The 14,912-nt window shown below is 69.3% G+C and carries 12 protein-coding genes; 2 read left to right on the top strand and 10 right to left on the bottom strand.

Features of this window, described 5'->3' with window-relative positions; all coding sequences use genetic code 11:
- Positions 1–8 precede the first annotated feature (8 nt).
- Positions 9–1,424 carry an FAD-binding oxidoreductase gene (locus tag AVE30378_RS26810; RefSeq protein ID WP_129245342.1) on the bottom strand — a complete coding sequence of 472 codons (1,416 nt, stop codon included), beginning with the start codon at positions 1,422–1,424 and terminating at the stop codon, positions 9–11.
- 79 nt (positions 1,425–1,503) lie between these two features.
- Positions 1,504–2,133, bottom strand: coding sequence for a BPTD_3102 family carboxylase-like protein (locus tag AVE30378_RS26805; protein ID WP_129245340.1), 630 nt, complete (start codon positions 2,131–2,133; stop codon positions 1,504–1,506).
- Positions 2,134–2,454: 321 nt separating this feature from the next.
- On the opposite strand from AVE30378_RS26805, the gene AVE30378_RS26800 reads away from it, so the two are divergent.
- Together AVE30378_RS26800 and pgi are read left to right on the top strand one after the other, a co-directional pair.
- Complete coding sequence (locus AVE30378_RS26800) at positions 2,455–3,861, top strand: phosphomannomutase/phosphoglucomutase (RefSeq protein WP_129245338.1); 1,407 nt, start codon at positions 2,455–2,457, stop codon at positions 3,859–3,861.
- Between the two features lie 7 nt (positions 3,862–3,868).
- Positions 3,869–5,431 carry a glucose-6-phosphate isomerase gene (gene pgi, locus AVE30378_RS26795; RefSeq protein ID WP_129245336.1) on the top strand — a complete coding sequence of 521 codons (1,563 nt, stop codon included), beginning with the start codon at positions 3,869–3,871 and terminating at the stop codon, positions 5,429–5,431.
- Between the two features lie 209 nt (positions 5,432–5,640).
- On the opposite strand, the gene AVE30378_RS26790 is transcribed toward pgi, so the two are convergent.
- The 8 genes from AVE30378_RS26790 to AVE30378_RS26755 form a co-directional block, all read right to left on the bottom strand.
- Positions 5,641–6,801: a glycosyltransferase family 4 protein gene (locus AVE30378_RS26790; protein WP_129245334.1), complete on the bottom strand. Its 1,161-nt coding sequence runs from the start codon at positions 6,799–6,801 to the stop codon at positions 5,641–5,643.
- Complete coding sequence (locus AVE30378_RS26785) at positions 6,798–7,955, bottom strand: glycosyltransferase family 4 protein (RefSeq protein WP_165360313.1); 1,158 nt, start codon at positions 7,953–7,955, stop codon at positions 6,798–6,800. The genes AVE30378_RS26790 and AVE30378_RS26785 overlap by 4 nt, the downstream gene beginning before the upstream one ends.
- A complete protein-coding gene (locus tag AVE30378_RS26780) occupies positions 7,952–9,064 on the bottom strand; it encodes a glycosyltransferase family 4 protein (protein ID WP_129245332.1) in 1,113 nt (370 codons plus the stop codon). Before AVE30378_RS26780 ends, AVE30378_RS26785 begins: the two co-directional genes overlap by 4 nt.
- Positions 9,065–9,067: 3 nt before the next feature.
- On the bottom strand, positions 9,068–10,999 hold the full coding sequence (gene asnB, locus AVE30378_RS26775) for an asparagine synthase (glutamine-hydrolyzing) (RefSeq protein ID WP_129245330.1): 1,932 nt from the start codon (positions 10,997–10,999) through the stop codon (positions 9,068–9,070).
- Between the two features lie 46 nt (positions 11,000–11,045).
- Positions 11,046–12,188, bottom strand: coding sequence for a glycosyltransferase family 4 protein (locus AVE30378_RS26770; protein WP_129245328.1), 1,143 nt, complete (start codon positions 12,186–12,188; stop codon positions 11,046–11,048).
- Positions 12,189–13,538 (bottom strand): murein biosynthesis integral membrane protein MurJ, encoded by a 1,350-nt coding sequence (gene murJ / locus AVE30378_RS26765; RefSeq protein ID WP_129245326.1) that lies wholly within the window; start codon positions 13,536–13,538, stop codon positions 12,189–12,191.
- Between the two features lies 1 nt (position 13,539).
- Positions 13,540–14,565 carry an SDR family oxidoreductase gene (locus tag AVE30378_RS26760; protein ID WP_129245324.1) on the bottom strand — a complete coding sequence of 342 codons (1,026 nt, stop codon included), beginning with the start codon at positions 14,563–14,565 and terminating at the stop codon, positions 13,540–13,542.
- A 12-nt stretch (positions 14,566–14,577) separates the two neighbouring features.
- On the bottom strand, positions 14,578–14,912 hold a 335-nt coding region (locus tag AVE30378_RS26755), incomplete at its 5' end, for a UDP binding domain-containing protein (RefSeq protein ID WP_279636211.1).

Here is a 14,912-nt window from a genome sequence, read left to right as displayed (position 1 = left end):
TTCGGGCCCTATGCCTGCAGGACCTTGCCGGGGTTCATGAGCCCCTGCGGATCCAGCGCGCGCTTGATCCTGCGCATCAACGCCAGTTCCACGGGGCTCTTGTAGCGCGGCAGTTCGTCGCGCTTGAGCTGGCCCACGCCGTGTTCGGCGCTGATGGAACCGTCGTGGGCGTGCACGCTGTCGTGCACCACGCCGTAGATTTCGCTTTGCAGCGCCAGCAGTTCGGCCTCGGTCTGCCCCGGCGCATTGGCCACGTTGTAGTGGAGGTTGCCGTCGCCCAGGTGGCCGAAGATCACGTGGCGCACGCCCGGAAAGCGGGCTTGCAGCAAGGCGTTGGTCTTGTGCACGAAGCCGGCGATGGAAGAAATGGGGATGGACACGTCATGCTTGACGGACTTGCCCAGTTCGGCCTCGGCCAGCGGGATGCTCTCGCGCAGGTGCCACAGCGCCCTGCTTTGCGCCACGTTGGCGGCGATGGCCGCGTCGTTCACCAGCCCGCTGTCGATGGCGGATCCCAGCACGGCCTCGAAGCGTTCGCGCGCATGCGCCTCGCTTTCGCTGTCGGACAGTTCGAGCAGGGCGAACCACGGGGAAGCCGCGGACTCGCCTTCGAACGGCAGGCGCTGCTGCGGGAACAGCCGCACGACCGCCTGCAGGCAGGCGCCGCTCATGAGTTCGAAGCCGGTCAGCGCGGCGCCGAAGCCCGAACGCGCGCGCGACAGCAGTTCCACCGCGCTGTCGATGCTGTCCAGCGTCAAGAGCGCGGTGCAGGAGGCCACCGGCCGCGGAAACAGTTTCAGCGTGGCCGCAGTGATGATGCCCAGCGTGCCTTCGCTGCCGATGTAGAGGTCGCGCAGGTCGTAGCCGGTGTTGTCCTTGCGCAGGCCGCGCAAGCCGTTCCAGATCTCGCCTTCCGCGGTCACGACCTCCAGGCCCAGCGTCAGGTCGCGCGTGTTGCCGTAGCGCAGCACCTGCGTGCCGCCGGCGTTGGTCGCGAGATTGCCGCCGATGGTGCAACTGCCTTCCGCGGCCAGGCTCAGGGGAAACAGCCGGTGCGCCGCGGCGGCCGCTTCCTGCACGGCCTGCAGGACGCAGCCCGCTTCCACGGTGATGGTGTCGTTGTCGGTATCCAGGGCGCGCACCGCGGTCAGGCGGGCGGTGGACAGGACGACCGCCGTGCCGGAATCGTCGGGCGTCGCGCCGCCGCACAGCCCGGTGTTGCCGCCTTGCGGCACCATGGGCACGCCGTGCCTGGCGCACAGCCTTACCGCCGCCGCCACTTCCTCGGTGGAGCCCGGGCGGATCACCGCCAGCGCCGCGCCGCGGTAGCGGCGGCGCCAGTCCAGCGTGTAGGACTCGGCGTCGGCGCCGGTCAGCACGTGGGAAAAACCCAGGAGGGATTGCAGATCGCTCAGCAAATTCATATGCGCCGCACAAGAAAGGCCTGGTCGCGCCCAGGCGCTGGATCGGGGAAGGTGCGGACTATTGTAGGGCGGAAGCGACCTAGCCGACCGCCTGGTCCAGCCGCGTTCCCGTGAGGCCGGAGCAAAAGGCCCGCGACGCGATGCGGTTCATCAGGAAAGCGCGGTCGATGCCCGCGGGGCCGGGCATTTCGGACAGGGCGCGGTAGGCGCGGCGCAGGGCCTCGCCCCGGGTCGCCCCGCACACCAGCAGCCGCGTGCACGGCAGGCGGCGGTCGACGCAGCCGTCGATGCGCACTTCCAGCGCATGCGCGGCGACGGGTTCGAAGTCGGCAACGGCCTCGCCCGAATGCGCCCGCGCCTCGGCGTCGATCACGCGGAACACGCCGCTGCGGTCGTCCAGCGCGAAAGCGACCGTGCCCATGCCCTGCCAGCCGCGATCCCGCGCCACGTCGGCGGCGACGGTGCGCAATGCGTTCTCGACGGAAGACGGCAGGTGCGGCGCCGGGCATTCGGCGATCAGGACCCGGGCGTCGCGCCAGACGCAGCGTTCCCAGGCGCGGCCCGTGGCCAGGCCGCCCGATTCGGAGACGAACACATGGATGTCGAGCCGGCGCTCGCGGCCCGCGGCAGGCCCGGCATAGTCCGTGGGGGGACCCCGCCGGCTGGTGGCGCCTCCCGATGACATGACAGTAGAAACTTTGGCTCCCATGGCCCCTCCGGTCTTTCTGCTTGCATAGCAAGCGTATCACCTTCGAGCATCGAGCAAGTTTTATGCCATGCGCCGCCCCCCTGGAAGCGCCTTCCGGCGGCGCTGGCGACTTGCACCGGAACAAGGCGGAATCGCCCCCGTCCGCGCACCAGACCGGGGCGCGCGGCCCGCCCGGGCGGCCCGGCGGCAAATGCCCTACGCCATCCGCCGGATGAAGGGCGACCTCCAATGGGGGATAATTCCGCCTTGGCCCTTTGCCAGGCGCGTTCTGACTCGCGGGTTTACCATTAAACCTAGCCAGGACCCGCGCTGTAACCCCTTATGGAAGGAACCGCCGTGGGCAACAACACGCAATTTCCCGCCGCAGTCTTCAAGGCCTACGACATCCGCGGCACCGTGCCGGACCTGATCGACGCCCGCTTCGCCCGCGCGCTCGGCGCGGCGCTGGCCTTCCGCGCGCGCGAACAAGGCGTGCAGACGCTGGTCGTCGGCCGCGACGGCCGCCTGAGCAGCGAAATGCTGTCGGTGGCGCTGCAGGAAGGCATGCTGGAAGGCGGCGTGGATACCCTGGACATCGGAATGGTGCCCACGCCCCTGGTCTACTTCGCCGCCAACGTCATGCAGACCGGCTCGGGCGTGGCCATCACCGGCAGCCACAATCCGCCCAAGTACAACGGTTTCAAGATGATGATGGGCGGGCGCGCCCTCTATGGCGATGACGTGCAGTCGCTGGCCGCGGCCATGAACGGCCCCGCCCCCGCCGCGGCCGCGCCCGCCGGAACGCGCCGCCAACTGGACCTGATGGCGGCCTATGTCGCCCGCGTGGCCTCGGGCGTCAAGCTGGCGCGGCCCATGAAGATCGCGATCGATTGCGGCAACGGCGTGGCCGGCGCCGTCGCGCCCGCGCTCTTCCGCGCGCTGGGCTGCGAAGTCACCGAATTGTTCTGCGAGGTGGACGGCAACTTCCCCAACCACCATCCCGACCCGGCCGAGCCCAAGAACCTGCAGGACCTGATCAAGTGCGTGGCCGAGACCGACTGCGAACTGGGCCTGGCGTTCGACGGCGACGGCGACCGCCTGGGCGTGGTCACGAAGTCCGGCCAGATCGTCTGGCCCGACCGCCAACTGGTGCTGTTCGCCCGCGACGTGCTGGAACGCAATCCCGGCGCCACCATCATCTACGACGTGAAGTGCAGCCGCCACGTCGGCCTGTCGGTCGAAGCGGCCGGCGGCGTCCCGCTCATGTGGAAGACGGGCCATTCGCTGGTGAAGGCCAAGCTGGCCGAGACCGGCGCGCCGCTGGCCGGCGAAATGAGCGGCCACATCTTCTTCAAGGAACGCTGGTACGGTTTCGACGATGGGCTCTACACGGGCGCCCGCCTGCTGGAGATCGTGTCGCGCGCCGCCGATCCCTGCGCCGTGCTGGAAGCCCTGCCGCAGGACGTCTCGACCCCCGAGCTCAAGCTCGAAATGGAAGAAGGCCAGCCCTTCACCCTGGTCCAGGCCCTGCAGGACCAGGGACAATTCCCCGGCGCCCAGCGTGTCATCACCATCGACGGCGTGCGCGCGGAGTACCCGGACGGCTTCGGCCTGGCGCGCCCGTCGAACACCACGCCCGTCGTCGTACTGCGATTCGAAGCGCAGACGGCCGCGGCGCTGGAACGCATCCAAGCCGACTTCCGCCGCGAACTGAGCAAGCTCGCGCCGCAAGCCAACCTGCCCTTCTAGACCGCCCATGCCCTTATCGAACAGCCCCGCGTGGCAAGAGTTCATCGCCGCGACGCGTTCCGCCCCGAAACGGGGCGAACAATTGCGCCTCATCAGCGCTCCGGGGCTGCGCCTGGACCTGAGCGCGCAGGCCTATTCGCCCGCCCTGCAGAAGGCCGAAGCGGCGCTGCTGGCGCAGCAGGGATTCGACGCGGCCCGCGCCCGGCTGTTCGACGGCGGCAACGCCAACTGGACCGAAGAACGCGCCGCCTGGCATACCGCCTTGCGCGCGCCCGAACCGCCGGCCATGGTGGCCAAGGCCGTGCTGGCCGAACGCGAACGCCTGCGGGAATTCGTCCGGAAGGCCGACGCGGCGGGCCGCTACGGCTGCGTGCTGCACCTGGGCATCGGCGGCAGCGACTGGGGGCCAAGGCTGGTCACGCGCGCGCTGCGCCACGGCGGCGCCCGCCGCGAGGTGCGCTTCGCCTCGAACGTGGACTCGCATTCCGTCGCCGACGCCATGAGCCGGCTGGATCCGCACGACACGCTTGTCATCGTCGCGTCCAAGTCGTTCACCACCACCGAACCCCTGGCCAACGCCGAAGTGGCGATGAACTGGCTGCGCGACGCCGGCGTGGCGGACCCGATCAAGCAGGTCGTGGCCGTCACGGCCAACGTCGAGGCCGCGCTCAATCTGGGGATCCTGCCCGACCACATCTTCCAGATCTGGGATTGGGTGGGCGGCCGCTATTCACTGTGGTCGGCGATCGGCCTTCCGATCGCGCTGGCGCTGGGCAACGACGTCTTCGACCAGTTGCTGGCCGGCGCCGCCACCATGGACGAGCATTTCCGCACCGCGCCCATCGAAGAAAACGCGCCGGTCCAACTGGCGCTGGCCGGCGTGGTCAACCGCAGCGTGCTGGGCTACGACTCGCTGGTGATCGCCCCGTACGATTCGCGGCTCTACCACATCGTTCCGTGGGCCCAGCAACTGGAAATGGAATCGCTGGGCAAGGTCGCCACCGCGGACGGCAGCCCCGCCGGCGTGCCCACCGGCCCCGCGGTGTGGGGCATGTCGGGCACCGACTGCCAGCACACCTTTTTCCAATGGATGCACCAGGACACGGCGGGCGCGCCCGTCGATTTCATCCTGTGCGAACAGCCTGCCCATGCCTACGCGCGGCATCATGAACTGCTGATCGCGAACTGCCTGGCGCAGCGCTCCGCGCTGCTGCGCGGCAAGACCTACGAGGAAGCGCTGGCCGAAACCTCGGCAACCGAAAGCGACCCGGAACGCGCGCGGCTGCTGGCCCGGCATCGCGTCCACCCGGGCGGACGCCCATCCTCGCTCATCGTCCTGCCGCGCCTGGAAGCCTACACGTTGGGCGCGCTGCTGGCTCTATACGAACACAAAGTGTTCACCCAGGGCGTGATCTGGGGCATCAATCCCTTCGATCAATGGGGCGTCGAGTTCGGCAAGGCCCTGGCCAAGAGCATCATGCACGAACTGGATTCGCCGCAGGCGACCGAACAGGACCCGTCCACGCGGTACTGGATCGACGCGATTGCGCGGCGCAGTTCTGCTTCCTGAGTGTCTGACACCCGGGAAGACAGTCTCGTGTTCGCGGCAGCTTCTCGTACGGGTGTCAGACACGTGGGAGGATCCGCCGCAAAGTGTCTGACACCCGTATGGGATGGCCGCGCGGCCTGTAGCGGTCTTCCCGGGTGTCTGACACCAACGAAACGAAGACGCCTCTGCCGCAGAGGGGTGTCAGACACCCGCGAAGGCTACCTCGCGTTTCAAGACCGTCCCGTACGGGTGTCTGACACTCGGGAAAGCTCATCATAGAGTTCCACCTGGATGCGCGCAACCCGCTCGACGTCGAACTCGCGTTCGGCCAGCGCCCTGCCCGCCGCGCCCATCGCCTGCCGCAGCGGGGCGTCCTCGGCCAAACGGGCGATAGCGTCGGCCAGCGCCCGCGCATCGCGCACCGGCACCAGCACGCCGGTCTCGCCCGGTTCGATGGCGTCGCGGCAGCCGGGCACGTCGGTGGTCACGACCGGCCGCGCGCAGGCCGCGGCTTCGATCAGGGACTTGGGCAGCCCTTCGCGGTAGGACGGCAGCACGGCGATGTGCGAGGCCGCGTACAGTTCGGCCACGTCCGAACGTTCGCCCAGCGCGTGGACGGAACCTTCGCGCTGCCATGCGTCCACGTCCTCCTGGGTCGCCGAAGCGGGATTCCCGGCGTCCACGCCGCCCACCAGTTGCATCGTCACGGAGACCCCGCGCTCCCGCAGCAGCCGGGCCGCCTGGACGAACTCCTGCACGCCCTTGTCGCGCAGCAGGCGCGCCACCATGGTGACGACGACGGGCGGCGCCGGTGGCTCGGGCGAGGCCCGATAGGCGTCCAGATCGACCCCGGCCCCGCGGATCATCACGACCTGGGCGTCGCGCACGGCGCCCAGCGACTTGAGTAGATCGCGGTCGCTGGCGTTCTGGAAGATCACGCGGCTGTTGGGATGGCCGAGCGCCAGCCGGTACAGCCGCGCCACCACCGCCCGCACCAGGCGCATCTTGAGCGAATTGGACAGGAACACAAAGCCCAGCCCGGAGATCGCCGCGACCATGCCCGGCACGCCGGTCAGGCGCGCGGCGATGCCGCCGTAGAGCACGGGCTTGATCGTGACCAGGTGCACGATCCGCGGCCGCACGCGGCGGAACAGCCGTATCAAGGCAAGCAGCGTACCCAGTTCCTGCAAGGGATGCTTGCCGCTGCGCGTCATCGGGATGGCGTGATGCGTCATGCCCAGCGCCTGGATGTCGGCGACGGCGGGCCCGTCCATCGTGGCGACGTGGACCTCGTAGCCGGCCCGTTGCGCCGCCAGCGCCACCGGCACGCGATGCGACAGGAAGAACGCCGGGTTGTTGACGACGAACAGCAGGCGGCGCCCGGCGCTCATGCTTGGACTCCCGAAATCCGGCGCCACACGGCGATATAGCCCTGCACCATGCGCGCGAGGCCGAAATGCTCCAGCACCCGGGCGCGACCCGGTTCGCCCGCGCGTTCGCGGCCGCGCGCGGCCACCTCGCGCAGGGCGGTTTCGATGCCGCGCGCCAATGCCTCGGCCTGCTCGGGCGGCACCACCACGCCGGTATCGCCCACGATGTAGGCGGCGTCGCCGACGTCCGTCACGACGCAATAGACGCCGCAGGCCATGGCCTCGGCGACCACGTTGGGAAAGCCTTCCGCGCAACTGGACAGGACGTGCAGGTCCAGGCCGTTCATCGCCGCGGGCACGTCGTCGCTGGGACCCGCCAGCACCAGCCGGTCGCGCAGGCCGAGGCGGTCGATCAAGGCGCCCAGTTCGGGATTTTCCGCCGTCATGCCCCGGCCGATCAGCACGCAGCGCAGGCCGGCGTCGCGGCCGTCGCGCACCAGCGCGGCGACGGCCCGCAACAGGTTGGCGTGGTCCTTGAGCGGATCCCAGCGGGCCACGCAGCCGATAGCCGGCGCGTCCCCCTCCAGGCCCCACTGCGCGCGCATGCGCGCGCGCGCCGCGTTGTCGGGCGCGTAGCGCGACAGGTCGTAGCCATTGGATATCACCACCAGCCGCTCGCGCCGGTAGCCCTTGTCCGCGTGGCGTTCCGCCGCCTTCTGCGCGGCGCACACGATGGCCTTGGGCACGCGGCCCGACAGCAGCGCGCACGCGCGCAGCACCAGGCGCGCCGACCGGCTGCTGCGTTCAAGATGCTCGCCCGAATTGCGGATGCCCCAGGCGATGGCGCGCACGCCCGCCAGCCGGGCCGCCAGGCCGCCGATCAGGTCGGCGTGGTACATCCAGGTCTGCACCGCGTCGGGGCGGGTCCGGGAGATCAGCCCGCGCAGGGCCATGAAGCCCCGCAGGCCGACCCGCCCGCGCTTCATGCCCAGCGCATGCACCGCCACGCCGGCGGCGCGCAGGCGCTCGCCATAAATGCCTTCGTCGGTCAGCGATACGACGGTGTGCTCCACGCCCGCGTCCGGATACGTGGCCAGGCGGAACAGCACCGACTCCGCGCCCCCCTGCCCCAGGCCGGTGATGACGTGCAGGACACGCAGCGCGCGGGCGCTCATCGCCCTTCCCTCACCGCTTCGAACAGTTCGTCCCATTCCGACAGCACGCTGGCCAGCGCATAGCGCTGCCGCACGGCGATCGAGCCGCGCATGCCCAGTTGCTCGCGCAGGGCAATGTCGCCCATGACCCGGCGCAGCGCATCCCGCAGGGCGTCGCGGTTGCCGGCGGGCGCCAACAGCGCGTCCTGGCCGTCGCGCGTCATTTCGCGCGGGCCGCTGGGGCAGTCGAACGCCACGCAGGGCAGGCCCAGCGACATGGCTTCCAGCAGCACGTTGGGGAAGCCTTCCACCAGCGAACTCAGCACGAAGGCCTGGCCGCGCGCCAGTTCGTCCCAGGGCGTCTCGGTGCGGCCCGGCAGGCTGACCCGAGACTGCAGGCCCAGGCGCTCGATCCGCTGCTTCAGCGCGCCGCGCTCCGGGCCTTCGCCCCAGATGCGCAGGTTCCAGTCCGGGAAGTCGGGCGCCAACTGCGCGAACACGTCGATCAGCAGGTCGAACTGCTTGTCCGTGACCAGCCGCCCCATCGCGAGCAATTCGAGGGGCCCGTCGTCGCGCTGCCGCACGCGCGGCGCGTCCAGCAAAGGCGCGGGCAGGGGATTGGGAATGACCGCCAGACGCTTGATGCCGGGCACCTGGCGCGAAAACGGGCCCGCGGTGTCCTCGGCCTGCACCGTCACCATGTCGGCGAACGGGTACAGGAAGCTGCGCAGCTTGCGCCACACCGTGCCCGTGGTGGTCTCGGCCACCGGGTTCGTGCGCTCGCAGACGATGAGCGGAACGCCCAGGCCCCGCGTGGCCAGGATGGCGGCCACGTTGACGTTGGTCAGGAACGACACCACGACGTCCGGCCGGGTGTCGCGGATATGCCGACGCAGCGTCAGAAGGCGCTTGAACGCGGCCATGGCGCCCGAGGCGCGCGTGCCCGACAGATCCGCCAGCCACGCCAGCTCGACCTTGTCCGAGAGCGGGTAGAAGCAGGTGCCCTTGGAGGAATAGGTCGGCGTCAAGGTGACGGTGTCGCCGCGCTCCGCCCATGCGTTGACCAGCGTCGCGGCGACGCGCTCGGCGCCGCCCGCATGCATGGAACTGACCAGCATCAGTATTTTCATTCGTCAAAGGCTCCCAACCGTTCCTCCCTGGTCCTTGCCGTTGCGATAGCGGTCCAGCCAGGCCTGCATCATCAGCACGCCCCAGAGATGGCTGTCCCAGTTGCGGTGCCCCGACGTGTGCTCGCGCCATTTGCGCAGGATGGGCTCGGGTTCGAACCAGCCCTCCTGGCGCAGGCGCGCCGGATCCAGCAGCGAGTCGGCCCATTCGCGCAGGGGGCCGCGCAGCCAGGCCGCCAGCGGCACGGCGAACCCGCGCTTGGGCCGGTCCACCAGAGACTGCGGCACGTGGCGGTGCAGCACCTGGCGCAGCAGCCACTTGCCCGTGCCGCCGCGCACCTTGTACTGGTGCGGCAGGCTCCAGGCGAACTCGTACACGCGATGGTCGATCAGCGGCACGCGCGTCTCCAGGCTGACCGCCATGGCGGCGCGGTCCACCTTGACCAGGATGTCGTCCGGCAGGTAGGTCACGGTATCGAGCTTCATCATGGATTCGAAGGTGGACCCCTGCATGGCGCGCGCGAACTCCGAGACAGGTTCCGCGCCGCCCTTCACCACGCTGGACGGATCGGCCCAGTACGACACGAAACGGCGGTAGAACTCGCCGCGCGTGTCGGCGCGCAGGAGCTCTCCCAGCTTGCCGACCTTGCCGCGCCAGGCGCCGCGTCCGGGCAGCAGCGCCGACGCGCTGAGCAGGGCGCCGGCCGGCTTGCGCAGCACGGCGGGGACGCGTTCGCACTGGTGCCACCAGTTGTTCACGCGGAAATAGCGCGAATAGCCGCCGAAGAGCTCGTCGCCGCCGTCGCCGGAAAGCGCCACCGTGACGTGCTGGCGAGCCATGCGCGTGACCAGGGAGGTCGGGATCTGCGATGAATCCGCGAACGGCTCGTCGTACGTGTCGGCAAGCGAGGGGACCACGGCCAGCGCGTCTTCCGCCGTCACGTACAGTTCGGTGTGGTCGGTGCCCAGATGCGTGGCCACCGCCTTGGCGTGCTGCGCCTCGTCGTAGCCCTTTTCATGGAAGCCGATGGCGAAGGTGCGCACCGGCTGCGAACTCTGCGCCTGCATCAGGGCGACGATGGTCGACGAATCGATGCCGCCGGACAGGAACGCGCCCAGGCTCACGTCCGCCAGCATCTGGCCGCCGACCGCCTTGGACAGCACGCCTTCCAGCGCGTCCGCGGCCTGCGCGTCCGTCTCGAACGACAGCGGCGACTGCGCGGCGGTGTCGGCGGCTTCGCGGGCGGACCAGTACACGCGCGGCTCCGGCATGCGGCGGCTGCGGGTATCGTCGGCCGTGAACTCGACCCAGGTGCCCGGCGGCAGCTTGGCGATGCCTTCGTAGATCGATTGCGGCGCGGGAATGTAGTTGTGCCGCATGAACGACGCCAGGGCGTTGCGGTTCAGCGCGCGCCCGAAACCCGGAATGGGCATCAGGCCATTGAGTTCGGAGGCGAAGACCAGTTCGGCGCCCGAATAGCCGTAATACAGCGGCTTCTCGCCCATGCGGTCGCGCGCCAGCACCAGCTTGCGCGAGGCGCGGTCCCAGAGCGCGATGGCGAACATGCCCACCGCGGCCTGCAGCGTGGCCTCGATGCCCAGCGCGGTGAACCCGGCCAGCAGCGTCTCGGTATCGGAATGGCCGCGCCAGGACGGCGCCAGCGCCGATTGTTCGAGCTGCTTGCGGATGTCCAGGTGGTTGTAGATCTCGCCGTTGAACACCATGACGTAGCGGCCGCAGGCGGACGTCATGGGCTGGTGGCCGGCTTCGGTCAGGTCCAGGATCGCCAGGCGGACGTGGGCCAGCGCCAGTTCGGCGCCGGCGTCTTCCCAGAAGCCATTGCTGTCGGGCCCGCGGTGGCGGATGCGGCGGCAGCTTTCCGCCAGCACTTGCGCCTTGTTCCCGATGGGGCCCCAGATACCGACTATTCCGCACATGATGATGTTCTCGTGGTCACCGTAGCAACGGCGCGCCGAACGGGCCCTAGCGGCCCTGTCCGCGCACGCCGTCAAAAAGTTCTTGCCATTTCCGCAGCACGCGCGCGGCCGAAAAACGGTCGCGCACGCCGATTGCCGCCTGCGCCATGCGGCGGCGCAGTTCCTCGTCGCCCATGACGGCGTCCAGCGCCTTGCCGAGCGCGGACACGTCGCCGTTGGGCCGGACCAGCACGCCGTCGACCCCTTCGCGCACGATTTCGCGCGGGCCGGTGTCGCAATCGAAAGAGACCGCGGCGAGTCCGCTGGCCATGGATTCCAGCAAGGTATTGGACAGGCCTTCGAAGCGCGAGGTCAACACGTACAGATCGGCGCTTTCATACCAGTCGCCGACGTTGCCCGCGCGCCCGGGCATGAAGACGCGGGACTCCAGCCCGGCCTCGCGCACCTGCGCCTCGAGCGCGCGGCGCTCGTCGCCCTCGCCCAGGATGACCAGGTCCCAATCGGGATGCGATGCCGCCAGTTGCGCGTAAGCCTGGATCAGCAGGTCGAAACCTTTGTCGGCATGCAGCCGGCCGACCGCCAGCAGGCGCTTGCGGCCGCCGCCCGCGATCGGGGGCAGGATGGGCTCGGCTCGCGGCAGGGGATAGTGCACCGGATTGGGGATGACGGCCAGCCGGCAGCCCGGCACGTGCCGCTCCAGCCAGTCCGCGGTGCCCCGGGTCAGGGCCACGACGCTCGCCGCGCGCGGATAGGTCAGGCGCCGCAGGCGCTGCCAGAAGCCCGACAGGGTCTGCGAGGGCGGATGCGTGTGTTCCGTCGCGATCACCCGGCAGGACAGGCCCGCGCAGGCCAGGACGGACAGCACCGACGCCGTCGTCATCATGCCCAGCACGATGTCGGGACGGAACGACCGGACCACGCGGCGCAGCGCGCGCACGCGCTGCACATTGCTCCAGATGCCGCGCAGGCCGCCGCCTTCGCCCGCCGTGTGCAGCACTTCGCGGCGCACCTTCGGATGCAGCGCGTAAACATCGCCCTCGGCGCTTTCCTGCGTCACCACCATGACGTCGCGCCCCATCCCGGCCCAGTGCGCGCTCAGGTCGGCCGCCACCCGTTCAGCGCCGCCGCCGTGCAGCGAATGGATGAACAGCAGCACGCGCAAGGGCCGGCCGGAATCGGTCAGGGACATTCAATCGGCCTCCTTGGGTTCGGCCTTGCGCAACGCCACCGCCAGGTAGCACGCAAAGGACAGCACATACATGAGGCTGGTCGCCAGCATGATGCCGGCCGCGCCCATCTTGGGCGCCAGCACGGTGTTCAGCACAGCTTTCAGCGCAAAATTGGCCACCGCGATGGCCGCCATGACACGGTAGCGGTTCTGGCTGGCCAGCAACTGCACCAGGATCAGCACGCCGAAATAGAACGGCAACTGCAACAGACCCCAGCGCAGCACGTGCGCGACGGCCTGGGTATTTTCGGCCGTGAAGGCGCCGCGCTGGAACAGCACCGACACGCCCCAGGGCGCCAGCGCCCAGCCCACGGCCACCGCGACGCCCCCCGCGGCCAGCATCAGCACCGACCATTTCAACGCCATGGCGCGGGCGCGTCCGGTATCGCCGCGGGCCTGCACGTCGGCCAGCACGGGCAATGCCGCGCGGCCCACCGATACCGCGCCGATGCCCAGCAGCAGGGACAGCAGCCTGCTGGCGTAGCCCAGCGTGGCGTTGGCGTTCGCGCCCAGGTTGGCGGCGGCGTACTGGTCCAGCGGCCCGACGAAACTCATGGCCACCTGTCCGATCAGCATGACGCCGGCGGCGCTCATCAATTCGGGCCAGTGCGGCGAGCGCAGCGACAGGCGCGGCGCTCCCCAGAATCCGCCGTCGGCGCGCGCCGCCAGCCACGCGAGCCAGACGGTCTGGATGGCGTAGCCCACCAGCGTGCCCCACAGCAGCGGCCCCACGCCGTCGGCGCTGGCCGCCAGCATGACCCAGGCCAGCGTGGCGACGGCCGGCACGCTGTCCAGCAAGGTGTTGACATGCCGCTCCTGCGCGCGCAGGCGGGCGGCGCTGATGCCTGCCACGAGCAACAGCGCCGACACGGGCGCGAACGCGACGAGCAACTGGCCGGTCATCTCGCCCACGCGGGCCGACAGGCCTTGCCCCAACATGCCCAGCACCTGCGGCCAGGCAAGCCAGGTCAACAGGGCCAGCGCGAGGCCGGCGGCGGCGACCCAGCCCTGCAGTTCGCCGATGAACAGATTTCTTTCGGCTTCGTCGGCGCGGCGCAGGCGCACCAGCACCGGAATCAGGACCACCGACAGCACGCCCACAATCGTGACGGGCAGCCAGGTGGCCATCGTCATCGTGAACTGGTAGGCGTCCACGGCGTCGCTGACGCCGTAGCGGTACGCCACCGCCATCTCCTTGATGGCGCCGGCGGCCTTGCCCAACAGCAGGAACACGGCCACCCGGAACGCGCCCTTGAAAATGCGCTGATGGTCCGGGTGGATGTTGCCGAGTTTTCTGACGAGTGCTTTCAAATCAACGCAGGAATTGCGTGTACCAGGGCATTGCCACTTCCAGGCCCTGCAGCACGGTGTGCGTCGGCGCGTAGCCCAGCAAACGGCTTGCCTTGCCGACATCGGCCTGCGAATGGCGCACGTCGCCCGGACGGAAATCGGCATAGACCGGCTTCTTGGCGTAGGGCACGCCCTGCTTGCCCAGGGCCTGCAACAGGAAGCCGAACAACTGGTTCAGCGTGCTGCGGCCGCTGACCGCTACGTTGTAGACCTGGTTGCGCCCTTCCGCCGGCGCCAGGGCCGCGAGGATGTTGGCCTGCACCGCGTTGTCCACGAAGCAGAAGTCGCGGCTGGTCTCGCCGTCGCCGTTGATGGTGACGTCTTCGCCCTGGATCATCGCGGCCGTCCACTTGGGGATCACCGCCGCGTAGGCGCCGTTGGGATCCTGGCGCTTGCCGAACACGTTGAAGTAGCGCAGGCCCACGGTCTCGAAGCCGTACGAGCGCGCGAACACGTCCGCGTACAGCTCGTTGACGTACTTGGTCACCGCGTACGGCGACAAGGGCTTGCCGATGTTCTCTTCGACCTTGGGCAGCGCGGGATGGTCGCCGTAGGTGGAGCTGGACGCCGCGTAAACGAAGGACTTCACTTCAGCGTCGCGCGCCGCCACCAGCATGTTGAGGAAACCGCCGATGTTCACCTCGTTGGTGGTGATCGGGTCTTTCAGCGAACGCGGCACCGAGCCCAGCGCCGCCTGGTGCAGCACGAAATCCGCGCCCTGCACGGCCCGGCGGCAAGCCTCCAGGTCCCGGATGTCGCCTTCGATGAAGGTGAAGCGCGCCCATTGCTCGGGCGTGACCGCGCCGCGGACTTCATCCAGGTTGTGCTGGTGGCCCGTGGCGAAGTTGTCCAGGCCGGTCACGGTCTGGCCCAGCTTCAGCAGGGTCTCCAGCAGGTTCGAACCGATGAATCCGGCGCAGCCGGTCACCAGCCACTTGCGCGGCGTCGCGGCAAGTTCCAGCATCAGGGTCTCGAAGCGCGTGCTCATGCGGCATCCTCCTTACAGGCGCAGATCGGATTCGGCGGGCGACAACACGTACTTCAAGTCATAAAGAATGTGTTCCGGCTTGCCCAGCTTGCGGATTCCGGCCGCGCCCATTTCCGTGAATTGGTGATGGGCCACGCCCAGGATCACGGCGTCGTACTTGCCTTCCTCGAGTTCGGCCACGGGCGTGATGCCGTATTCGTGCACGGCCTCTTCGCCGTCCACCCACGGGTCATAGACGTCGACCGCCACGTTGTAATCGCCCAGTTCCTTCACGATGTCCACGATGCGGGTGTTGCGCAGGTCCGGGCAGTTCTCCTTGAACGTCAGGCCCATCACCAGCACGCGGG

The organism is Achromobacter veterisilvae (genome assembly GCF_900496975.1).
Lineage (GTDB): Bacteria > Pseudomonadota > Gammaproteobacteria > Burkholderiales > Burkholderiaceae_B > Achromobacter > Achromobacter veterisilvae.
Note: the sequence above shows the minus strand (reverse complement) of the source record. Positions and strands in the feature narration are given on the sequence as shown.